Genomic DNA, 22,279 nt, shown 5'->3' on the forward strand with positions numbered 1-22,279 from the left:
TTTTAGTTATCCCCTTGGCGAAAAAGATCAAACTCTCATGCCGAGGTTGTTATCAAATAATGGCTGTATGATGGCAGGGGAATATGTGAGTAAAATTTTTACTAAACTACACTTGTGATAACGTTTACCTAAAATTGGTCGCTGTGTCCTGTTTGTCGCTATACACCGAGACGAAGTGATGTTGTTGCTTTTTCGACAGAATGGATTTTTTGATCTGCTGGCTTGGTATTCGAGCTTCTCTGCAATTTCCAGAATTCTATGTCTGGTTTCTTTTTTGACGTTTAAGGTTGGATAATCATTCTGGACTCAGGAAACAGTCGCCAGTGAGACACCTGATTAAAACGCAATATCTTGTAATGTAGTTATGTGTTGTGTTCCATTGGCATGCCCAGTTTCCTTGAGATGTCATCTGTTTTGTTCAGTTGTAAACAACCCTTAGAGTGTTGTAATAATTTTTAGTAAAAACCTCAGTGTGTCTGCTGATGGTCTTTGCGTAGCGAAGATTGATTATCTTATTGATAGTTAAACGCTTATAGATTTTGCTTTTGGTTTTGCTTTCATTTGTCATGATCTCTCAAAATACCTTTTTGTGGAAACGTTTACATAATGAGGGGCGGATCACGGAAAACGATCTAGATTGATTGCTAGACTTTTTAGCGAGCTAGAGATCCAACACGGCGAATTGAGACAGAGAGGCGACATTGAAAGTACTAGTAACAGGTGGAATGGGGTATATCGGTAGTCATACTTGCATACAGATGATCGAAGCGGGTATTGAACCGATCATCATCGATAACTTATGTAACTCAAAACAGGAAGTGCTGCATCGAATTGAAGCATTGACTGGTCAACAGCCTTGTTTCCATCAAGGTGATATTCGTGACGCAGCTTTTTTGGATGATATTTTTGAGCAGCATCAAATCACGTCAGTGATTCACTTCGCGGGCTTAAAGGCGGTGGGCGAATCGGTGCAAAAACCGCTTGAGTACTTTGACAATAACGTCAATGGTTCTTTGGTACTCGCTCGTGCAATGCGAAAAGCAGGGGTTAAAAGCATGGTCTTTAGCTCATCCGCTACTGTGTATGGCGACCCTGCAGTCGTTCCAATTACCGAGGATTCACCTACGGGCGCGACGACCAACCCCTATGGCCGCAGTAAATTCATGGTGGAAAAGTGTTTCTCTGATTTATTCAGTGCTGAGCCTGATTGGAGTATCACACTACTGCGTTACTTTAACCCTGTAGGTGCACACCCTTCGGGCACTCTGGGGGAAGATCCGCAAGGCATGCCGAATAACTTGATGCCCTTTATCGCGCAAGTGGCGGTCGGACGTCGAGAACAGTTATCGGTATTTGGCAATGATTACCCAACGCCCGATGGTACCGGTGTTCGCGATTATATTCATGTGATGGATCTGGCAGATGGTCATATTGCCGCATTGAAATCGGTTGGTGAGAAAGCGGGCTTACATATTTATAACTTAGGGACAGGTAAAGGTTCGAGCGTGCTGGAAATGGTTGAGGCCTTTGGCCACGCTTGTGGCAAACCTATTCCATACGAATTGTGCCCTCGCCGCCCTGGTGACATCGCTGAATGTTGGGCAAGTACTCAAAAAGCGGAAAACGAACTGGGTTGGAAAGCGACACGCAGTATTGCAGAGATGAGTGCCGATACGTGGCGCTGGCAATCTAACAACCCTAAGGGGTATTCCCCTGAGTCGTGACGGCTAAGCTGTATTTTTGAGCTCTAGAGAGCATGTAATGATTTTAAAGTTGAGTAATTGAGATGTCGAATATTGAGTTTAACCCTGTGGATCACCCGCATCGTCGCTACAACCCTCTGACTGGACAATGGATATTAGTGTCCCCTCATCGTGCTAAGCGCCCTTGGAGTGGGGCAGATGAAAATCCATCAGTTGATGAGCACCCTAGTTATGATGAGCAGTGTTTTCTTTGTCCGACCAACGAGAGAATCTCGGGGGATATCAACCCGGACTATCAAGGCACCTATGTTTTCTCTAATGATTTTGCTGCTCTGATGACAGATTCACCAGATGCTCCAGAATCGAATAATCCTCTGTTCCAAACTCAAGGGGTGCGTGGCTTAAGTCGTGTGATTTGTTTTTCCCCAGATCACAGCAAGACTTTGCCGGAACTGCCAGTCAGCCAAATTCGTGGTGTTATTGACACTTGGAACGAGCAAATTGAAGAGTTGGGCAAAGAATTTATCTGGGTTCAGGCGTTTGAAAATAAAGGTGAAACTATGGGCTGCTCTCAGCCTCACCCCCATGGACAAATTTGGGCCAACAGCTTTTTACCCAATGAAATTGAGCGCAAAGAACATCACTTAAAGACTTATTATCAAGATCAAGGTTCGAACCTGTTGGTCGATTACGTGGAAGCTGAAATAAAAGATGGCTCGCGTATTGTGGTCGAAACCGAACATTGGGTGGCACTGGTTCCATATTGGGCCGCTTGGCCATTTGAGACCATGTTGCTGCCGAAAAGCCACACTCGCCGTATGAGTGAACTGAGTGGTGAGCAACGTGATGATCTTGCTGTCGCAATCAAAAAACTGACCAGTCGTTATGACAACCTGTTCCAGTGCTCTTTTCCGTACTCTATGGGCTGGCACTACGCGCCTTTCTTTGAACAGGGAACGGATATTGAGCACTGGCAATTACATGCCTTGTTTTATCCACCTCTATTACGGAGTGCCAGCGTGCGTAAATTTATGGTGGGCTACGAAATGCTGGCGGAAAGTCAGCGCGACCTAACCGCCGAGCAGGCGGCACAGCGCCTGCGTGAGCTCAGCGATATTCACTACAAAGAGCAGAAATAATTACCCAATCTATTGATTCCTGAGTTTTGTCTTGGGCATCACAACCTATTTTGAGTGTGAGATGGAAACATGTCTGAACTAATTCAAGCAGTAAAGAGCTCCTTTGAGCAGGTGTTGGGGTACCAACCAAGCCACATTATTCAAGCCCCCGGACGAGTGAACTTGATCGGTGAACATACGGATTACAATGATGGTTTTGTGTTGCCTTGTGCAATTGACTACCAAACCGTAGTCGCTGCCTCCAAACGTGATGACAACATTGTGCGCGTCATTTCGGTTGATTATGGCAATGATGTGGATGAATTTGATGTCACACAAGAGATTGAATTTCAAGAAAACAAGATGTGGGCTAATTACATCCGTGGTGTGGTCAAATGCCTTAGAGCTCGTGGCTATCTATTTAGCGGAGCAGATATATCAGTCAGTGGCAATGTACCTCAAGGTACAGGGCTTAGCTCATCGGCGGCCCTTGAAGTGGTGATTGGCCAAACATTCAAGGTGCTTTATAACCTAGAGATCTCTCAGGCTGAAATCGCCCTGAATGGTCAACAGGCTGAGAATGAGTTTGTTGGATGTAACTGCGGCATTATGGATCAGATGATTTCAGCAGAAGGTAAAGAGAATCACGCACTACTGCTCGATTGTCGTAGCTTAGAAACACAGGCGGTCTCTATGCCTGAGGAGATGTCCGTCGTGATCATCAACTCAAACAAAAAGCGTGGATTAGTGGATAGTGAATACAACACACGCCGTGAGCAGTGTGAAGAAGCAGCGCGCATTTTTGGTGTCAAAGCACTGCGTGATGTCAGCATTGAACAGTTCAATGACAAAGTTTCTCTGCTTGATGAGGTAGTGGCTAAACGTGCTCGCCATGTGATTACTGAAAATGCTCGCACTGTTGAAGCTGCCAATGCATTGCGCCATCACAATATGGAGCGTATTGGTGAGTTGATGGCTCAGTCTCATGCATCTATGCGTGATGACTTTGAAATCACGGTCAAAGAGATTGACACCTTAGTCGACATCGTCAAGCAAGTGATCGGTGAGCAAGGGGGCGTTCGTATGACTGGTGGTGGTTTCGGTGGCTGCATTGTCGCGGTGATGCCTCCTGAACTGGTAGAGCCTGTTAAAGCCGCGGTTGAAGCGCAATATCAAGTTGCAACAGGCTTGAAAGCGTCCATTTATGTATGCCAAGCCAAACAAGGGGCGGGCTTGGTTGAGACACTATAAGGATTGGAATGCAAACTTATCTAGAATCACTAGAGCGGACAATGGGGCAAGCCCCTTCATTTGATGGTAAACCCGCTCAACTTATCCAGTTAACCAACCGCTTCGGTATGAGTGTCGTCTTTATGGATATCGGAGCTACTTGGTTGAGCTGTACATTACCAATCAATGGTGAGTCACGTGAAGTATTATTGCGCTCACCTAATATGGCAGAGCACATGCTGCAGAGCGCGTATTTTGGCTCGATTGTTGGTCGATTTGCTAACCGTATTGGTAAAGGTCAATTTGATATTAATGAGCAGTCTTTTCAATTGGGGATCAACAATGGTGAGAATTCCTTACATGGTGGGTTAGATGGTTTCGATAAACGTCGCTGGGCGGTGGCCGAGTACGATGGTCAACATGTTGTATTCAGCTTGCATTCGCCCGATGGCGATCAAGGCTATCCGGGTAATCTTGATGTAAAAGTAACCTATACCTTGACGGATGATAACGAGCTGGTAATTGCCTATGCTGCCAGTACTGATCAAGCTTGCCCTGTGAATTTAACTAACCACGCCTATTTTAATTTGGCGGGAGAGGCGAGTGCGTTTAAGAGTTTAGATCATCACCTTAAGTTGAATGCCAACGCTTATCTGCCTACTGACAGTGGCTTGATTCCTACAGGGGAAATCCAAGCTGTCGAGGGAACTAGTTTTGACTTTACTCAATCCAAGAAGATTGGTTGTGAATTCTTAACTGAGCCTGATCAGAAAATGGCTGGTGGTTATGATCATGCGTTTGTATTTCGGTCTGATGTGACTGATGGGAGCGAGATTGCTGCGGAGTTGGTGGCCCCTGAAAAAGACGTAGTGATGAAGATAAAAACGACCAAGCCGGCCGTGCAGTTTTATTCGGGTAATTTTCTTGCTGGCACCCCGGGGGCGAGTAAAACTTATCAATTGTATGACGGCCTTGCATTAGAAACTCAATTCTTTCCTGATGGGCCAAATAAACCAGAATGGGGAGTTAACCGTGGGGTGTTAACTCCTGGGGGAAGCTATCAGCACCGAACTGTTTATCAGTTTGAGTTCTAGGTAGCCTTTAGGTGGGCAGCAAGCCCACCTTTTTTTATTTGCTTGATGAAGCACGAACGACCAGTTCGCCTTCGACTTTACGCCGTTTCGAAACCAAAGGCTGACCTTCCATCTGTGTCACTAAAGATTCTATAGCCAGTTTACCCATCTCAGAGTAGGGTAATTCCACTGAGGTTAAAGCAGGGAAGCTTTCCGATGCGATTTGCTGGTTATCGTAGCCGACAACTGCGACATCATCTGGGATTTTTAAGCCAAGCTCTGCGAGGGCTTGATAACATCCCATCGCCATATAATCACTGCTGCAGAAAATGGCTTCTGGCGGTTGAGCTAAATTGAATAATGCCAGTGTTTGTTGGTGCGCTTCCTTTAATGACCAATTTGCTTCACGTAGGTAATCCGGATTGGGGATGATATCGGCATCAATTAAAGCTTGGCGGTAACCTTCTGTACGTTGTTTACTGGCTTGCATCCAGTTTTCACCGCAGAGCATGGCAATATAGCGATAACCTTGTGCGGTTAAATGAGAGACAGCTTTGTAAGCCCCGATCATATCTGCGGGCAGTATACTCGGGATTTGATCATCAGCCTGATTGGTACAGTTGAGTAATATCGTGGGCAGGAAAGTGTTGACTCGTTGTTGTTTCAGCTCTCTTGTCATACTTGACGCATATACCAAACCTACATAATCCCCACCATTAATTTCAGATTCAATCTTATTTGCCATCACTGCGTCATGGCTGTAGTTAAAGGTCACTAAAATATAGTCATTGGCCCAAGCCTCTTCGCGAGCGGAGTTGATGGCATCAATGAAAGGGTCATAACTGGTGAGCCCATTGATGACGAAAGCCATTTTTTTTGGTCGACCTAAGGCATGGGCGACTTTTTTGTTGTTGTATCCAAGGGACTCAGCGGTGTCGATCACTTTGCGCTTTGTCGCGTCTGCAATTTTTACCGACGTTGAACCGTTCAGTACTAAGGATACGGTTGATTGAGACACGCCTGCTGCTGCAGCAATGTCACTCATCGTAATTTTTCTAGCCATCTTAAAAATCAACTTAACTCAGTGAGCTAAAGATATTAGCTAATTATTAAATCTTGATCATCTGTTAAAGATTAAGATCACAAAAGCTTGTGCTAAAAGTCGGATTGTTGTGATTGTCCGCTCAATTTCATTTCTACCTTATGGTCTAAACGGTATTAATAAATATATTAGCTAATATTATTAGTTAATAGTTTAGTTTTGAAGGTTGAGTAAGATGGAAAGATGGTCTGAAGATAAGGCGTGGCAGTGGCAAAAGCAGCAGGGGTGGTTGCGTGGATTTAATTACTTACCAAGGACAGCAGTCAACTGGAATGAAATGTGGCAAGAAGACACGTTTGCCCCTGAAATTATCGAAGAAGAATTGGAATGGGCGAAGCAAGTGGGTTACAACACCTTGCGTACCAATCTCCCTTTTATCGTGTGGCAGGCAGATCGTGATGGTTTGCATACACGCATCGACCGTTTCTTAGATATTTGTGAACGTAACGGCATTAAAGTCATGCTAACACCTATGGATGACTGTGGGTTTTCTGGTGATCACCCATTCTTGGGCGAGCAGAAAGCGCCTGTGCCGGATCTGCATAACAGCCAAGCTGCGGCGAGCCCAGGTCGAAATGTAGTGATGGACAAAGCGCAGTGGGGAGAAGTTGAAGCTTATGTTCGCGATATTCTCTCGACCTACAAAGAAGATCCGCGCATTGTTATTTGGGATCTTTACAACGAACCCACGAATCGAATGATTTTTACCCCAACAGGTGAGGTCGCTTATGACGAAGAGATGGAAGTGTTTAGTCATGAGCTGATGGAAAAAGCTTTCGAGTGGGCGCGTGAAATCAATCCTAGTCAGCCATTGACAGTTGGAGCGTGGCACTGTCCAAGTATTCTAGATCGTAGCTTACCTATTTTTGAGCACCCAACCGATCGCCGTGCCTTTGAGCTATCGGACATTATTACCTTTCACGCTTACTTACCACTTGACCTTTTTCACCAAGCATTAGAGGTTGTAGAGGCGCATAATCGTCCGATGATGTGCACTGAGTGGCTCGCTCGTCATGCACAATCCTACTTACATGAACAACTACCGATTTTTAAAGATAAGAACATCGGTTGTTACCAGTGGGGGTTAGTCAAAGGCAAAACCCAAACGCACCTTCCTTGGCCTGAAATTAAACGTAACGACGTTAACTATGCTCGTCAATGGTTCCATGACCTCCTTGACGAGCAAGGCCAGCCTTATGATGCAAGTGAAGTGCAGTTAATTAAAACACTCACAGAAGTGGAATAGCTGTCAGTGCTCCGGCCTTGAGAAATAGGTCGGTTTCTTACCTACAATTAAATCAATCGAGACGTGAACAATGACAACTGTACAAAATAGATTGAATAATAGAGAGCTGATGTCTTATTTCGGCTACGGAGTAGGCCAGTGCTTTAGCTTTGGTTTAGTCGGCTCTTTTATCTTATATTTCTATACCGATATTCTTGGTATTTCGCCAATAGCGGCGAGTACCATCTTTTTAATCGCCCGAGTGTGGGATGCGGTCAACGATCCTCTGATTGCCGGATATATGGACACATTGGAATCTCGTTTTGGCAAATTCCGTCCATATATGTTGTTTACGCCATTTCTAATTGTTTTGGTCACGGTGGCGGCGTTTTACAATATGGATGCAGATACGTCGACTAAGGTTATCTATGCGGGTGTGACCTATATCCTTTGGGGCACTTTATACACGATTTCAGATGTTCCATTCTGGTCCATGTCATCTGTAATGACTGATGAACCCCAAGAGCGCGCTAAAGCGGCAACCTGTGCCATGTTAGGGGTTAATGCCGGTATTGGTGCGACCTTGGTCATTTTTCCTAAGTTAAGTGCCTACTTTGCTGATGGACGCGCAGACCAAGGCTACTTACCAGCGGTAATTGTGCTGATGATTGCAGGGTTGTTGTTTATGCTTAATGGTTTTTACAACACTAAAGAGCGTATTTCGACTGCGAGTTGTGAAAAAGTCACGTTGAAGCAAACCTTTCAAGCTGTACGCAAAAATAAGCCTCTGTTTTTCATTTTGGCAGCCTTCTTTATGAATGTATTTTTTAACCTCGTCAATGGTTTGTACATTTTCTTCTTCACCTACAACATGGGAGACGCTGGGTTAGTTTCCTTGATTGGTACCATTACTTTGGTCAGCGCCATTGCGTGTTTGGCAACTCCTGTATTAACGAAACGTTTCAAAAAGAGAGACATCTTTATTGCTCTATGTGTGTTAGAGATCATTGCTCGTATCGGTTTCTACCTCACGGGTTACGACAACCCAACGGCTGTGATGGCATGGCTTGCAGTGATCACGGGCATATTTATGATGACCAATCCACTCATCTCAGCCATGATTGCCGATACTGTTGAATACTCTTATTACCACAGTGGTAAACGCACTGCTGCGATCACTTTCTCTGGGCAAACTTTCACAGGTAAGCTTTCTGTGGCGGTTGCTGGGGGGCTAACAGGGTTGATTCTTACAGCGATCGGCTATGTACCCAATGCAGATCAAACTGAAACCGCATTAAATGGTATGTTCTTCTGTATCGCACTGCTGCCTGCTCTGGGGGCTTTGGTACGTATCTTTATTATGTCTCGCTATACTTTTACGGAAGACCAACATGCGATTTTGCGTGAGAAACTCCAACGTGGTGAATTTGCAGAAGGAGTTGAGGTTGCACCACTTAAAGCAAACCAAGTCTTGAACTGATCGCTTTTTGATATCATCGCCCTCTCAAGTTGAGAGGGCTGATGTGTTTTGGAAGAAACGATGAGATGAAAGGAGTGGTAAAGAGCATGAAGTTATGATGGCCAAAAACAAGGCCATATCACATTAATTACAGTAGCTTAGGTCATCTTATTTCTGCCGAAAATCGATAACATTGAGTGCCGGTGTGTTTTGGGCTAACCAAAAATCTTGACTTTGCGGTTTGCCAAAATAATAGCCTTGTTGCATTGGGCAGTGCATTTTGCTCAATAAATCAGCTTGCTCTTGAGTTTCAACGCCTTCAGCAACGGTGGTCATTCCAAGCGTTTCTGCCATAGTGATGATGGCATTGACAAAAACGTTGTCTTGGGAATCAACGGCTAAATCACGAACAAACTCTTTATCAATTTTCACGATATCGATGGGGAAGCGTTTTAAGTAGCTTAGGCTCGAGTAACCTGTGCCAAAGTCATCTACAGCAAGTAAAATACCTTGCTGTTTTAGCTTGTTGAGAACTGATAGGTTTTGTTGCCAGTTTTCCATTAAGACGGACTCCGTAATTTCAAAGATAAAGCTGGAAGCGGCAACGCCTTTTTCTTTTAATAATTGCTTTACTTTGTCGCCAAATTTTTTATCTAACAATTGGGCGGCGCTGATATTAACCGACAGCCTTGCATCATGGTTTGCATAGCTGACTTGTTTTATAAAGTCGCAAGCTTGGCTTAAGGTTTCCATCCCTAACTCGTTGATTAACCCCATCTCTTCTAGTTGCGGAATGAAGTCCGATGGCGGAATATCATCCCCTCCATGATTCCAACGGCACAGCGCTTCCCAATAGAGAATCTGATAATCAATACTGGTCACAATAGGTTGAAAATGAAGGTAGAACTCTTTATTTGTAAGCCCAAGACGCAGTTTCTTCTCGCTTTCAATTTTGTTCTCCACATCTCGCTCAATATCGGAACAATAGAATTGAAAACGGTTTCTGCCATTTTCTTTGGCTCTGTACATTGCAAAATCTGCCCGTTTTAGCAGCGATTCCACATCGCTTCCGTCTTCAGGACACAGGGTAATACCAATGCTGGGTGTCATTTGAACGTTTTGACCTTCAAGTAAGATGGGATGAGCGATTTCTTCAATCAGTTTTGAGGTAAAAGTCGCCACATCTCGCTTGGAGGTAAAAGCATCAAGCAAAACCACAAACTCGTCACCACCGACACGAGAAACGGTATCCACTTTTCTTGTGAAATCGTCTAGCCTTTTTGCCACTATCTTTAACAGCTCATCTCCCGCATGGTGCCCAAGAGAATCGTTAATGGTTTTAAAGTTGTCTAAATCGATGTAAAGAAGAGTAAAGCCCACTTTCTTTCGTTGGTAATTCAGGCAAGCAATGGAGATTCTATCAGTCAAAAGCAGTCGATTAGGCAGTTCCGTGAGCGCATCATGCTGAGCAAGATATGAGAGCTTCTGTGATAGGGTTCTTGCTTCGGTGACATCTTGAAAGATCATGACTGAGCCGTGTAAGTTGCCTTGATGGTCAGTAATGGGCGTCACTGAGCCCTGAATCGAAAAAACGGAGCCACTCATATTTTTGAGTGCAGTGGTCTCAGGTAAAGCAAAAGTGATGTGGTTTCTTAGCACTTTGCTTAACGGGTTTTCTAGGTATGTCCCTGTTTTTTCATTGATCATAAAAATGGTATTCATAAACTGACGACCTTTCACAAGGTCTGCGTTGATGTCTAAGATCGCTGAAGCTACAGGGTTAATGAAGGTGATTTTCTGGTTGATATCTGTGGTGATCACACCATCGCCGATCGAAGTCAGCGTGACTTCCAACAGTTCTTTTTCTTTTGCCAATGAGCGAGCCAGAGCGTATTCCTTGGTTTTATCTTTCAAGACCGCCATGGATCGATCAGACGTTTCTTCATTCCCTTTTTCTAAAAAGCCGGATAACTCGACATCAATAACGTCTCCTGATTTGCATATCATCTGGTAGTGAATGTTCGAAATTTTCCCAGTCTTAAAAAAAATCGGCAGAATGACTTCTCTTGCAAGTTTTGCACTGGCCTCTGTTAAAAAATCCGTTGAGGGCCGCCCAATCACTTCATGTCTTTCGTAGCCTAACAACTTTAGCCATTCGTCACTGACGGACACCAGTTTTCCATCATGCCCGATGGAATGCATAGCGGAAGGCGTTTTTTCATACAAATTAATGTAACTTTGCTTGGCTTGTTTCAATAATGCATTCGCGTGTTGAGTCACTTCAACACTGACTGAGAGAAAACTAGGGGTAATAAATGTCAATAACATCGGCACGTAAAAGAAGAAGGCTTTATTGTCATAGTCGTGAGTAATGGGGTGATAGACGCCATTGGAGGTGATATAGGTCGTGAGTACGCCAGTGAGAGCGATTGCAACGCTGAGTGTAGAGAAGCGAGAAAAGATAGCGGCGAAAGATAAGAAAGCACAAAGGTAAGCGTATGGGTATGGTAGGAACATAAAACTACCATAGGTGACAAAGATACTGAGCCCTATAATGGCTAATTCCTTTGGCTCTAAGAGTTCACGCCATGAATTAATCGTGGCCTTAGATAACAAGAGCAAGCATAAAGGGAAAAAAGTGATGGCACCGACCATGCTTCCCAAGATCCAAACATGCCAATACTCCATCACGGATTGTTCATAACGAATACTCAAGGATATCGCACCGAATAATGAAGCAAAAAAAGCAGGGACTATACAGGTGGAAGTAAGGCATCTTATGAATGCTGACAAGTTTTTTAGGCTGTGAGCCATATCTTTTGATTGCCTGATCATCCAAGCAATCAAGAACACCTCACACATATTGGCGGGAACAAATATAAGTGATGAGACTAAGCTGTTGCTAAAGGGGTAATCGGCGGCGACATTAGCGACTAGGGTGATAACAAGGCACGCCAGCCATGTTCTTACTGGCAACTGAGCAATAATAAATCCTGCAACAATGTTTGGATACCAAACCGTTGCCAAAGCGCCTTCTCCACGACTGAGCACAAGAGAAAACATGGCGAGCAAAAAATAACTGACAAAAAGGCATAAGTAAGTAGGTAGAGTATTGATAGGTGTTTTTTTTGTCATCTTGGTTAGCCTGCACACAATGATGGCACCATTGCCCAGACAAAGTATAGATTATGCGTATGCAATTTGTTTTTTGTATGATGCGGCTAATGGTTTTATTTAGCCTGTTAGGTGGCTTTCTCTACCGAGTTTCTTCGCACTACAGTAGGTGAGAAGATCATTGTGCCACTCTCTAAAGGGTCTTGACTCGCCAAAGACAATGCAAGACGAGCGGCTTTATCGGCCATCATTTGAATCGGGTAACGTACAGTTGTGAGGTGAGGATGTACATAGCGCGCAATTAAGCCATCATCGAAGCCCATCATCGACACCTGCTGCGGTACTTGAATACCATTTGCATCAAGAACCGATAGTGCACCTGCTGCCATGTAATCGTTGTAAGCGATTATCCCACTGATTTCTAGTGACTTAGTCAGCAAATTGGTCATGGCAACTTCACCACCATCGTTATTCGGCTCTCCGTATTCGATATAGCTGGTTGGCAACTCAATATCATGATCTCTCAATGCAGCAAGGTATCCTTCAATGCGTTGCTGTGAGTCTTCGATGGCATGGTTAGAGGCAACACAGGCAATCTTGGTATGACCGTGACGAATCAAGTATTCCGTTGCTAGGTAAGCCCCTTTATGGTTGTCGAGCGAGATACAACGTTCCGCCAACTGAGGTATATGACGATTGATGATGACCATACCTTTGACTTCTTTGGCGTAGCCAATCAATTCTTCATCGGACAGGCCTTTAGCATGGATGACGAGGGCATCACAGCGATTGTTAATCAGAAGCTCGATCGCTTTTCGCTCTTGCTCCGCGTCGTGATAACCATTGCCAATCAAAATATGTTTACCATGTTCATGAGCAACAGTGTCGACGGCTTTAACTAAAGTGCCAAAAAACGGATCGGAGACATCACTAACCAGCACACCCATGGTATTGGTACTTTGACTGACTAATGCGCGTGCAGCAGCATTGGGACGATAGCCAAGCTTTTTCATTGCTTTGGTGACGGAGTCAATGGACGACTGGCTAGCTTTCGGGGATTTGTTGATTACGCGAGAAACCGTTGCGACAGAAACGCCCGCTTCTTTTGCTACGTCCTTGATCGTTGCCATCTTTTTACCTCATAGATTGAACCTGAACATTAAACACTGTTTGTGAAAGTGAAGCAATTTGAGACATTTCTTACTGTGATAGATACAATTTTTACCACTTTTAATAGTAAGATCTAAGCTTTAGTGTAAACGTTATCTTTTTAGTGAGATTTATTTAGGCTTTATTATGGATGCGATCGCTGACACTGATTTTTCAAAACAGGAGAGGCGTACAGGCAAGAGCATTTAAGTTGTCCGTCATCAGAATGCGGACAAACTGTCATGGTTCAAATCAATGTAGGGGAAGGCGACGGTAGGCCGTGACAAGCCTAGTGCCTACTACTCTGAACAAGAGCTGATGAGCAAAAATGTGGTGAGGTTATGTAATTCCACTAAGCCAAGGGCGAAGTAAAAACTCTAAATGTCTGTTGCTGTGTTCTTAAACCAGTGACGAGTATTATTTAGCCAAGAGTTGCCATCTACACTTTGTGAGTAAATCCAGTCTTATCATTTATTTGGTGGATGTGATTTGGGTCACCATATGAAATATTGATGGTTTTATTTTTTAGCAATATACCTATATTCACCCGCTGGCTTTTTCTCAAGCCGTATACAGAAATAGGAATTAGAATGAATAAACAATTATTAGCGGCTCTAATAGCGGCCGTGTCATTTCAGGCAGTTGGTGCGGAAAGCGTAGAGACACAGCAAGCTGGACGTGGTCACCTTGCAAATGGCTGGTATTTAGGCGCAGATATCATTAGTACTGATCTAGACAGTGACTTCCGGGGGCAGTCTCTTGAGGAAGTATCAAGTACTAGCCTTGCTTTATCCGTTGGCTACAACTTTAAGTTAACAGAGGCGTTTGTCGTAGGATTAGAAGGTGAATACTCTAACTATGGTAAGTTCGATCTAGTGGACGTCCCTCTGCAAGCGGTATCTGGTCTTACAGTTAGAAGTACTGATATTTCAGCATTTACAATTAACCTGAAACCAAAGTACTTTGTTTCGGGGTCTGATTTTTACCTAGGTGGCACATTAGGTTTTGGCACATACCATGCTGAAATTGAAACTGATCAGGTTAACGATTCAGCATCAGATACCGGTTTTACTTACGGTGTAGAGGCGGGTTATGCATTAAACAACAACTGGCTTCTAAGTGCCGGATACCGTTCTTCGGCTGCCGATATCGATGGTTTCGATATTGAAATGAGCACGCTTTACGCTGGTATTGATTACAAGTTCTAACCGCTTTTATTACCGAATTGAAAAGGGAGCATTACGCTCCCTTTATTAGTTTATCAATCACCGGATAATGGTGTTCTTCTACGCCGGCGAGGTTGCCATACTTAGGTGCATGCCGGTCGTCTTCTCGTGGGAAGTGCCAGCCGATGGTGTGCTGAATAAATTGTTTGGCAAATTGTTCGGAAATCTCCAGACACCCTGCTAATACGGTATCGACATAGGTTTGCATGATAGGGCTCAGGCTACATGGTGGCTCTGGGTTGTCTTTGATATACACCCAAACCTGATCATTGGCATGAAATGGGTTATCGCACTCAAGCTGTGAATGGGGGACTTCCACTCGATGGTAGCCTCGTTCGCGAACATCAAATTCATTTAGCTCATCTTCGCTGATTTCGAGTAATACGCCATTAACTAAACCTTCGCCTTTATTTACGACCAGCGGCGAAAGGATATAACTGTCATCCACTTTACCCCAGTAGCGTTTGAAGCCGTGAGCGATGGCAGGTAAAGCTTGGGCGGTTTTTCCTGTCAGTTGTCTCGATGCGGAGTTCATTAAACTGCCGTAGCCAAAGATGTAAATTGCCATGTATTTTCCCTCTGTGTTCAACAAACAACCTAAAGGTTTTTATCACAAAAGAAAAGACCCCGTAAAAACGGGGTCTGAATAGCGCGCAAAATAGGGGGATGGCGCTTAAATGATTAAGCGGTTGCTAGCTGTGCTTTCGCTTTACGCATTTTCTTAAGTGAAATACAGGTTAAGGCGGTCACGACGGTACCTGCCGCCATACAAACCAGTGCCATCAATGGTAGGTTCATAGCGCCAAGTAGTGCGACAACCGGACCACCGTGTGCGACGCTGTTGGTGATGCCAAATGAGAATGCCATTACGGCTGCTACCATAGAGCCAAGCACGTTAGCAGGAATCACAGACATTGGGTCTTGTGCGGCAAAGGGAATTGCGCCTTCTGAAATACCGACTAGGCCCATGGCGCCAGCCGCTTTACCAGCTTCGATTTCTGATTCTTCAAATAGATTGAATTTACGACCAAGGAAAGTGGCTAGACCCATACCAAGAGGTGCTACAGGAATCGCACAGGCCATAGCGCCCATAAATTGCGTCTGACCACTGGCGATCATGCCGACAGAGAACAAGAATGCGACTTTGTTGAACGGCCCACCCATATCAAAACCAGCCATACCACCTAAGACAATTCCCAACAGAATCACACTGCCGGTACTCATGCTGACTAACATCGCATTCAGGCCGTCCATTAAGCTTGCAATGGGGGCACCAATGACGAAGATGAACAGGCTGGAGATAAACAAAGAGCCTAGGATTGGTGCAATCATAATAGGCACCAATGGCTGAATAAATTTATGGTAGTTGATGCTCGTCAGCCATTTAACAAAATAGCCAACCAGTAGGCCTGCAACGATGGCTCCGATAAAGCCTGTGCCAGCTTCCGCACCATAGAAAGAACCATTGTTCGCAATCCAGCCACCGATTAATCCTGGTGCGAGACCTGGACGATCTGCAATCGCATAGGCGATATAACCGGCTAAGATAGGGATCATCAAGGTGAATGAAACCACACCGACATCTAGGACCTTTTGCCATATGCTGCCTTCAGGAATCGCCATTCCTGCAGATGTTGGCTCGCCACCAATGGCCAGTGCAAGTGCGATCAGCAGACCACCTGTGACCACAAATGGAATCATGTGCGAAACACCATTCATCAGGTAGCGGTATAAATCACTGCGTGTACTCGAAGCTGTTGCTTCTACGCTTTGGCTCTCTTCTTTGGCTGTAAAGTGTGGTGCTTGCAGCGCTTTTCCTATCAATCCCTTGGCATCGCTGATTGGGGCTTTGACGTTGGTTATGATGACTTTTTTCCCAGTGAAACGATTCATATCAACCTGTTTATCGCAGGCGACAATGATAGCATCAGCTTGAGCTATCTCTTCTGCACTCGGCGTGTTTTTTACCCCTATAGAACCATTGGTTTCAACTTTGATTTTATAGCCAAGTTCAGCGGCACCTTTCTCTAAGGCTTCGGCAGCTAAGTAAGTGTGCGCGACCCCAGCTGGGCAGCCGGTAACACCAATTAAAAAGCCTTGATCAGTTTCAGGGTTATCTTGCTGACTTCGTGGTTTGGCGAGCAGTAATTCCAATGCCTCTCCAGTAGAGCTAGCCTGCATAAATTGCTCGATAAATCCGTCTTCGATCAGTTTTGAAGAGAGTTCAGCCAGCACCTCGATATGATGATCGGCACCACCATCAGGAGAGGCAATCATAAAGAATAGTTTACTCGGCTGACCGTCTTCCGCGCCGTACTCTATCCCTTGGCGGCTAATACCAATCGCGACAGCGGGCTTGGAAACCGCGGCACTTTTGGCATGTGGTAGTGCGACGCCGTCTTCAAAACCAGTATTACCAACATCTTCTCGAGCCAGAATGTCGTTGAGGAATTGAGTTTTGTCACTGATGCGGTGGTTGCTACTTAGTAGGTCGATCAGTTCTTCGAACACTTCCTGTTTGGTTGTTGCCTGGAGATCTAAGCAAATCAACTCTTTATTGATTAAATCTGTGATCATCTCGTTTACCCCGATTGGTTCCGAACTGTGCGGAACTTGTTTTTTATCTGAGGGTGATTGTGGAGGAAACGGTCAACAAATTTTAGTGTATTAGAAATGCATTTACTGGATTATTGTAACTATGAATTTGGAGTGTGATCTTACTCAATAATTGATCTAACTGTGATTAATTGAATTATTTCAATTTAATTTATTTAATATCAGTTATTTATTTTTATTATTTTCTGTTTTTATTCTTTGGTTTTAAAGTAAAAATATTAGAAACTAGAGTTTAGTAACTCTATTTTTTGGGGTGGTTTTGGTTCATTAAACGTGTCAAAAACCTTTAAATTACCAAGTGTGTCTTAATGACCTCTACGTTTTCTTTTGTATCCCTAGTAAAGAGTCATAAAGACACTATTTTATTTTTAATCTGTTGAATTATGGTTGATTTAAGACTGGAATGAATATTGCTGTTAGATAGTTAGATTCAATATTTGGAGTGACCATTGTGCTCAATATTACTGACAAAAAAGTCGAAGAAGCCATTCCGCCGATTTTACGTCTGGGGTTCCGGCCCTTCTTTTTGCTTGGGGCCGTTTATGCTGTTATTGCTATCGCCTTGTGGGTATGGATGTTTCAAAACGGCCAGCCTGCGGCGTTAAAGGTACCTGCTTTGTGGTGGCATGTGCATGAGATGCTGTTTGGTTTCTCGATGGCGATTGTGGTGGGGTTTGTCTTGACCGCAGTCCAAAACTGGACGGGAATCAATGGCACCAAGCACCATAGATTGGCGCTACTGGTTGGCTTGTGGTTGCTTCCGCGTGTGCTGTTCTGGACACCTACGCCTTTGTGGTTGATTTCATCGATAGAGGCTCTGTTTATCGCTTTTGCTGCTTATGAAGTTGGCAGTCGAGTGATCAAAGCCAAAGGGTGGAAAAATCTGTTCTTTGTGCCCTTGTTTGTTTTGGCGATTGCGGCGAACTTTGCCAGCTACGCGACCATTAAGGGGATGCCGCCGTTTCCTTCTTCAGCGGTCTGGCAGGCAATGTTGTGGTGGTTTACGATTTTACTGTCGGTGATGGGCGGGCGAGTGATCCCATTCTTCACAGCTCGGCGATTTAATTTTGATAAACCACAGCCGATGACTTGGCTAGAATGGACGGCAAACCTACCGCTGGTCAGTTTATTTATTCTGAGCTTTTTCCCTGTCACTTTTGCTCAGCTTGGGCCTTCTCTGATGGTCATTTCCGGTTTAGCACATTTAGTACGTGTGATTAGATGGCAGCCGTGGCGCACCGTTAAAGAGCCGCTGGTATGGGCACTACATTTAGCTTACTTGTGTATTCCGGTCAGCCTATTATTGAGAGGGTTACTCGATAACCCATTTGCGGGCCACAATATGTTGCATCTGTTTGCGATTGGAGCGCTCGGTGGTTTGATACTGGCGATGATAGCTCGTGTAACCATGGGGCATACTGGGCGAGCAATTTATCAGGGGCCAAATATGGCGTTAGCATTCGCTATGCTGACGGCAGCTGCGTTAGTTCGTAGTGTTGGTGTAGTTCTGTGGCCAGCCCAAATGATGTTGATGATCGATATCAGCGGGTTGTTGTGGGTGCTGGCGTTTACTCTGTATGTGATTAAGTTTGGCCCTATGTTGCTAAAAGCGAGAGTTGATGGTCATCCCGGTTAAGTAGGTAACGGCTGCATTCGCGTGCTGGTCGATTCACTTAGCAGAAAAATAAAAAGGGTTGATGCATACACATCAACCCTTCTTCTGTTCAGCTACCTGCTTAGTTATTGCTGTGTAGCTCAGAGTTCAGCTCTACTGCAGTTTTGTTCGCCAGACATTCAATCTGACCAGTCACTGAGTTGCGACGGAACAGCAAGTCAGACACGCCAGCTAGGTCGCGTGCTTTCACCACTTCCACTTCGTTGCCTTCTGAATCCAGCATACGAACCTTAGCACCCGCAGTGACATACAGACCAGACTCAACAGTACAACGATCGCCCAGTGGGAAACCAAGGCCTGCGTTTGCGCCTAGCAGTGAACTTTCACCGATAGAAACGACAACTGAACCACCACCAGATAGCGTACCCATGATTGAAGCACCACCACCGATATCAGAGCCGTTACCAACTACAACGCCAGCAGATATACGGCCTTCAACCATGCTCACACCAGTTGTACCCGCGTTGAAGTTGATGAAGCCTTCATGCATAACGGTTGTGCCTTCGCCAACATGAGCGCCAAGTCGAACGCGTGAAGTATCAGCGATACGAACACCAGCAGGCACCACGTAATCGACCATTTTAGGGAATTTGTCGACACAATCGACAGAAAGGTTGCGGCCTGCTAGGCGTGCTTCAATTTGGCGTTCAGCCAGCTCTGGCAGATCGATAGGGCCTTCGTTGGTCCAAGCAATGTTGTGCAGTAGACCGAAGATACCGTCAAGCACAGTACCATGAGGTTGAACTAGGCGGTTAGAGATCAGTTGTAGCTTAAGGAAGCCTTCAGCTACAGAAGCTGGCTTCTCATCAGTTGCTAGAATAACTAGCACCAGCGGTTGTGAAGACTCTGCTGCTTTAGCTGCGAATGAGGCGTTTGCAGCATCACCGTTTGCTTCGAATGCACCAGCAAGTTCTGCACTTTGTGCCGCAGAGATTTCGATCGCTTGGTTGCCTTGCTCGTAACCCGCTACTTTTGCGACAGCGTCTACTAGTGCGTCCGACGGGTTAAGAACTGGGTTTGGGAAAAATGCTTCAATTATTTTTCCATCGCGGTTTTTGGTTGCCGTACCGAAGGCTAGAGAAAAGTAAGCCATGTTGAATCTCCGTGTAGTAATCGTCAGTCAGGAAGAGTGAACTCTTCCTCCAAATCAGTTGAGTTCATCATAAAGAGAGCTTTTTCGACTTTAAAGAGCGGAAACAGATAAAGTCTGTAGGTCGATACGTTTTGTCTCTTTAGCGATACCTTGTCTTTTTATCTATATAGAGAAGTTGTGGGATGATAATGTTCATTGAGTGTGAAAGCGAAATAAAAAGAGCCCGAAACTGAGTTTCGGGCTCTTTAAATAAGACTTTACTTTAAACTGATTGGCGTTTGCTTTTTAGCTTTATATTGTCCAACCAAAACACCCGTTGAGCTTGGGTGCGAAAGCAAAATTACTTGCTTAGGTCTGCTGCGTGCTCAGATAGGAAAGCGGCAACACCTTTTGGAGATGCGTCCATACCTGCTTTACCTTCTTCCCACTGTGCAGGACATACTTCACCGTTCTTCTGGTGGAAGTTTAGAGCGTCAACCATGCGTAGCATTTCGTCGATGTTACGGCCTAGTGGTAGGTCGTTAACAACTTGGTGACGTACAACGCCTTCTTCGTCGATTAGGAAAGAACCACGGAAAGCAACGCCTGCTTCTGGGTGCTCAACGTCGTATGCTTTACAGATTTCGTGCTTAACGTCAGCAACTAGTGGGTACTTAACTTGACCGATACCGCCATCTTCGATAGCAGTGTTACGCCATGCGTTGTGAGAGAACTGAGAATCGATAGAAACACCGATTACTTCAACACCTTTAGCTTGGAAATCAGCTAGACGGTTGTCGAAAGCGATTAGCTCAGATGGGCAAACGAAAGTGAAATCTAGTGGGTAGAAGAAAACAACCGCTTTCTTACCTTTAGTGAACTCTGCAAAGTTGAAGTTATCAACGATCTCACCGTTACCTAGAACAGCTGCAGCAGTAAAATCTGGGGCTTGACGACCTACTAGTACCATTTTTTTGCTCCTAAAATATATGGTTAGTTCCAAACCAATTGATTCGTTTTTGGTTTGGTCCGTGTTTGTACGCGACAAACTATAGTACAGATTGTAGTATGGAAAAAAGCGAAATAAATAGATTGAGTTAATCGAAAAAAGCGATAATGCTAAACCATTATCTTGATCACTGGATGAGCTGTAGTTACATATAGAATTATGAATAAGTGGCCTAGCCTCAAGCAATTACATTATTTGATAACCCTTCACGAAACACGCCACTTTAGTGAGGCGGCGGAACGGTGCTTCGTGAGTCAGTCAACGCTCAGTAAAGGTATTCAAAACCTCGAAGAGCTGATTGGTTGCCCTCTTTATGAGAAGAAAGATAAGAAAAGCCCATTAGTGTTTACACTGGCGGGAGAGCAAGTTGTCCAACAAGGGCGTGAACTTCTGGCAAAAGGACAAGATCTGGTGGAACTTGGTCGTCTTTGTCAGGGAGATGAAATGGAAGGGCAATTGCGTGTTGGCTGTATTCCAACCATTGCGCCTTTTTTACTCTGTGATTTGGTGCAGGAAGTGAACCAGCGCTTCCCTTTACTGAATTTACTGCTAAGAGAAGACACCACAACTAATTTACTGGCGGCGCTGCGCCACGGTGAATTAGATGTACTTATCTTAGCTTTGCCAGTTGATATAGATGGCATGGAAAGCAAAATCGTCGGTAATGATCCATTTCGGATGATCATCAGCCGTAATCAGGCCGACGCGATCCAGACCCCGATTAAGTACGATGACCTGCCTGATGAGTTTGTGTTCTTACTGGAAAAAGAACACTGCTTAACAGAGCATGCTGTTTCTGCCTGCCAGTTGACTAAGAAAGAGAAGATTAACCCATTCTCAGCAACCAGTTTACATACCTTAGTTCAGATGGTTGCCAATGGGTTAGGAACCACCTTTATCCCCCAGATGGCAATCGATCACGGGTTGATTGATAACCAGAACTTAGTGGTTGTTGATGCTCCTGGGCAGCAAGCACACCGCCATATTGGGCTAGTTTGGCGCCCTAGTTCTTCAAGAGTGAATACTTTTAATCAACTGGCACAAGTCGTGTCAGAGCTGCTTTAGCGATAAGTATTAGACCAAATCTCGATGATACCTTCCAAAAGCACACTAGTTTTAGTGTGCTTTTTAGCATTTTATTCTGTTGGTGAACTTTAACTTGTAAAATTTTACAAAGAAATCTTGATGAAGCTTTCATTAAATTGTGAAATTTCACAGTGTCAATTTTACAGCTCACTAAAAACACTCTGTTTGACCCGCCTCCGTAATAGCCACGAAATCCCCTGTCTGATAAAGCGATGCCTGATTTACTCGTAAGTTAAACGCGTGTTTGAAACGGTTTTACAGCTCTAATTTTACTGTAATTAAATTACGTAACTAGTTACATTTTGGTGATCAAAATCAACAACTTATGGGCAGCGGAATAAAACTTTGAATTTAGTCGATAGGCTACTTTAGGACTTTTGCTCTACCGTATGTTGGTGTAGTTTAAATGAAGGCTCTGTAAG

At 44.5% G+C, this 22,279-nt stretch carries 16 protein-coding genes and 1 pseudogene; 9 read left to right on the forward strand and 8 right to left on the reverse strand.

What is annotated here, in order from left to right; all coding sequences use genetic code 11:
- Window positions 1-133: 133 nt before the first annotated feature.
- Window positions 134-324 (reverse strand): annotated as a pseudogene (locus tag CTT30_RS02930) (helix-turn-helix domain-containing protein); the annotation flags it as partial.
- 377 nt (window positions 325-701) lie between these two features.
- Here CTT30_RS02930 and galE point away from each other — a divergent pair.
- The 4 genes from galE to galM all read left to right on the forward strand — a co-directional run bounded on the left by galE (window position 702) and on the right by galM (window position 5,145).
- Window positions 702-1,724, forward strand: coding sequence for a UDP-glucose 4-epimerase GalE (galE, locus tag CTT30_RS02935; protein WP_252035985.1), 1,023 nt, complete (start codon window positions 702-704; stop codon window positions 1,722-1,724).
- 62 nt (window positions 1,725-1,786) lie between these two features.
- On the forward strand, window positions 1,787-2,842 hold the full coding sequence (locus tag CTT30_RS02940) for a UDP-glucose--hexose-1-phosphate uridylyltransferase (RefSeq protein ID WP_252035986.1): 1,056 nt from the start codon (window positions 1,787-1,789) through the stop codon (window positions 2,840-2,842).
- Between the two features lie 69 nt (window positions 2,843-2,911).
- Window positions 2,912-4,072: a galactokinase gene (gene galK, locus CTT30_RS02945; RefSeq protein ID WP_252035987.1), complete on the forward strand. Its 1,161-nt coding sequence runs from the start codon at window positions 2,912-2,914 to the stop codon at window positions 4,070-4,072.
- Window positions 4,073-4,080: 8 nt separating this feature from the next.
- A complete protein-coding gene (gene galM, locus CTT30_RS02950) occupies window positions 4,081-5,145 on the forward strand; it encodes a galactose-1-epimerase (protein WP_252035988.1) in 1,065 nt (354 codons plus the stop codon).
- Window positions 5,146-5,179: 34 nt separating this feature from the next.
- Here the strand turns inward: galM and CTT30_RS02955 are convergent, their stop codons facing one another.
- Window positions 5,180-6,187, reverse strand: coding sequence for a LacI family DNA-binding transcriptional regulator (locus CTT30_RS02955; RefSeq protein ID WP_239871516.1), 1,008 nt, complete (start codon window positions 6,185-6,187; stop codon window positions 5,180-5,182).
- 214 nt (window positions 6,188-6,401) lie between these two features.
- Between CTT30_RS02955 and CTT30_RS02960 the strand changes: the two genes are divergently transcribed.
- Window positions 6,402-7,472 (forward strand): cellulase family glycosylhydrolase, encoded by a 1,071-nt coding sequence (locus CTT30_RS02960; RefSeq protein WP_252035989.1) that lies wholly within the window; start codon window positions 6,402-6,404, stop codon window positions 7,470-7,472.
- Between the two features lie 70 nt (window positions 7,473-7,542).
- Complete coding sequence (locus CTT30_RS02965; RefSeq protein WP_252035990.1) at window positions 7,543-8,931, forward strand: MFS transporter; 1,389 nt, start codon at window positions 7,543-7,545, stop codon at window positions 8,929-8,931.
- Between the two features lie 147 nt (window positions 8,932-9,078).
- Here the strand turns inward: CTT30_RS02965 and CTT30_RS02970 are convergent, their stop codons facing one another.
- The gene (locus CTT30_RS02970; protein ID WP_252035991.1) at window positions 9,079-12,045 is read right to left on the reverse strand and encodes an EAL domain-containing protein; all 2,967 of its coding nucleotides are present in this window, start codon (window positions 12,043-12,045) and stop codon (window positions 9,079-9,081) included.
- Between the two features lie 107 nt (window positions 12,046-12,152).
- Window positions 12,153-13,154 carry a substrate-binding domain-containing protein gene (locus CTT30_RS02975; protein WP_239876741.1) on the reverse strand — a complete coding sequence of 334 codons (1,002 nt, stop codon included), beginning with the start codon at window positions 13,152-13,154 and terminating at the stop codon, window positions 12,153-12,155.
- A 609-nt stretch (window positions 13,155-13,763) separates the two neighbouring features.
- Here CTT30_RS02975 and CTT30_RS02980 point away from each other — a divergent pair.
- Entirely contained in the window at window positions 13,764-14,381 is a 618-nt protein-coding gene (locus CTT30_RS02980) for a porin family protein (RefSeq protein ID WP_252035992.1), read from the forward strand.
- A gap of 31 nt (window positions 14,382-14,412) precedes the next feature.
- On the opposite strand, the gene CTT30_RS02985 is transcribed toward CTT30_RS02980, so the two are convergent.
- Window positions 14,413-14,967, reverse strand: a complete 555-nt coding sequence (locus CTT30_RS02985) for a gamma-glutamylcyclotransferase family protein (protein WP_252035993.1) — start codon at window positions 14,965-14,967, stop codon at window positions 14,413-14,415.
- Window positions 14,968-15,080: 113 nt separating this feature from the next.
- Window positions 15,081-16,976: a PTS fructose transporter subunit IIABC gene (locus tag CTT30_RS02990; protein WP_252035994.1), complete on the reverse strand. Its 1,896-nt coding sequence runs from the start codon at window positions 16,974-16,976 to the stop codon at window positions 15,081-15,083.
- 490 nt (window positions 16,977-17,466) lie between these two features.
- Here CTT30_RS02990 and CTT30_RS02995 point away from each other — a divergent pair, with 490 nt between their 5' ends.
- Window positions 17,467-18,651, forward strand: coding sequence for an NnrS family protein (locus tag CTT30_RS02995; RefSeq protein ID WP_252035995.1), 1,185 nt, complete (start codon window positions 17,467-17,469; stop codon window positions 18,649-18,651).
- 100 nt (window positions 18,652-18,751) lie between these two features.
- Here CTT30_RS02995 and dapD read toward each other — a convergent pair whose 3' ends face one another.
- Window positions 18,752-19,783 (reverse strand): 2,3,4,5-tetrahydropyridine-2,6-dicarboxylate N-succinyltransferase, encoded by a 1,032-nt coding sequence (dapD, locus tag CTT30_RS03000; RefSeq protein WP_252035996.1) that lies wholly within the window; start codon window positions 19,781-19,783, stop codon window positions 18,752-18,754.
- A 340-nt stretch (window positions 19,784-20,123) separates the two neighbouring features.
- Window positions 20,124-20,732, reverse strand: a complete 609-nt coding sequence (locus CTT30_RS03005) for a peroxiredoxin (protein WP_239837429.1) — start codon at window positions 20,730-20,732, stop codon at window positions 20,124-20,126.
- Window positions 20,733-20,930: 198 nt separating this feature from the next.
- On the opposite strand from CTT30_RS03005, the gene CTT30_RS03010 reads away from it, so the two are divergent.
- A complete protein-coding gene (locus CTT30_RS03010; RefSeq protein WP_029235947.1) occupies window positions 20,931-21,836 on the forward strand; it encodes a hydrogen peroxide-inducible genes activator in 906 nt (301 codons plus the stop codon).
- The last annotated feature ends 443 nt before the right edge of the window (window positions 21,837-22,279 follow it).

This window comes from Vibrio coralliilyticus (assembly GCF_024449095.1).
Classification (GTDB): Bacteria; Pseudomonadota; Gammaproteobacteria; order Enterobacterales; family Vibrionaceae; genus Vibrio; species Vibrio coralliilyticus_A.

Excerpts from the sequence above, each read along its gene's own strand:
- CTT30_RS02955 (WP_239871516.1), bottom strand. The coding sequence starts at position 6,187 with ATGGCTAGAAAAATTACGATGAGTGACATTGCTGCAGCAGCAGGCGTG.
- CTT30_RS02940 (WP_252035986.1), top strand. The coding sequence starts at position 1,787 with ATGTCGAATATTGAGTTTAACCCTGTGGATCACCCGCATCGTCGCTAC.
- CTT30_RS03005 (WP_239837429.1), bottom strand. The coding sequence starts at position 20,732 with ATGGTACTAGTAGGTCGTCAAGCCCCAGATTTTACTGCTGCAGCTGTT.
- CTT30_RS02965 (WP_252035990.1), top strand. The coding sequence starts at position 7,543 with ATGACAACTGTACAAAATAGATTGAATAATAGAGAGCTGATGTCTTAT.
- CTT30_RS02975 (WP_239876741.1), bottom strand. The coding sequence starts at position 13,154 with ATGGCAACGATCAAGGACGTAGCAAAAGAAGCGGGCGTTTCTGTCGCA.
- CTT30_RS02970 (WP_252035991.1), bottom strand. The coding sequence starts at position 12,045 with ATGACAAAAAAAACACCTATCAATACTCTACCTACTTACTTATGCCTT.
- CTT30_RS02960 (WP_252035989.1), top strand. The coding sequence starts at position 6,402 with ATGGAAAGATGGTCTGAAGATAAGGCGTGGCAGTGGCAAAAGCAGCAG.
- dapD (WP_252035996.1), bottom strand. The coding sequence starts at position 19,783 with ATGGCTTACTTTTCTCTAGCCTTCGGTACGGCAACCAAAAACCGCGAT.
- CTT30_RS02985 (WP_252035993.1), bottom strand. The coding sequence starts at position 14,967 with ATGGCAATTTACATCTTTGGCTACGGCAGTTTAATGAACTCCGCATCG.
- galM (WP_252035988.1), top strand. The coding sequence starts at position 4,081 with ATGCAAACTTATCTAGAATCACTAGAGCGGACAATGGGGCAAGCCCCT.
- CTT30_RS02980 (WP_252035992.1), top strand. The coding sequence starts at position 13,764 with ATGAATAAACAATTATTAGCGGCTCTAATAGCGGCCGTGTCATTTCAG.
- CTT30_RS03010 (WP_029235947.1), top strand. The coding sequence starts at position 20,931 with ATGAATAAGTGGCCTAGCCTCAAGCAATTACATTATTTGATAACCCTT.
- galK (WP_252035987.1), top strand. The coding sequence starts at position 2,912 with ATGTCTGAACTAATTCAAGCAGTAAAGAGCTCCTTTGAGCAGGTGTTG.
- CTT30_RS02990 (WP_252035994.1), bottom strand. The coding sequence starts at position 16,976 with ATGATCACAGATTTAATCAATAAAGAGTTGATTTGCTTAGATCTCCAG.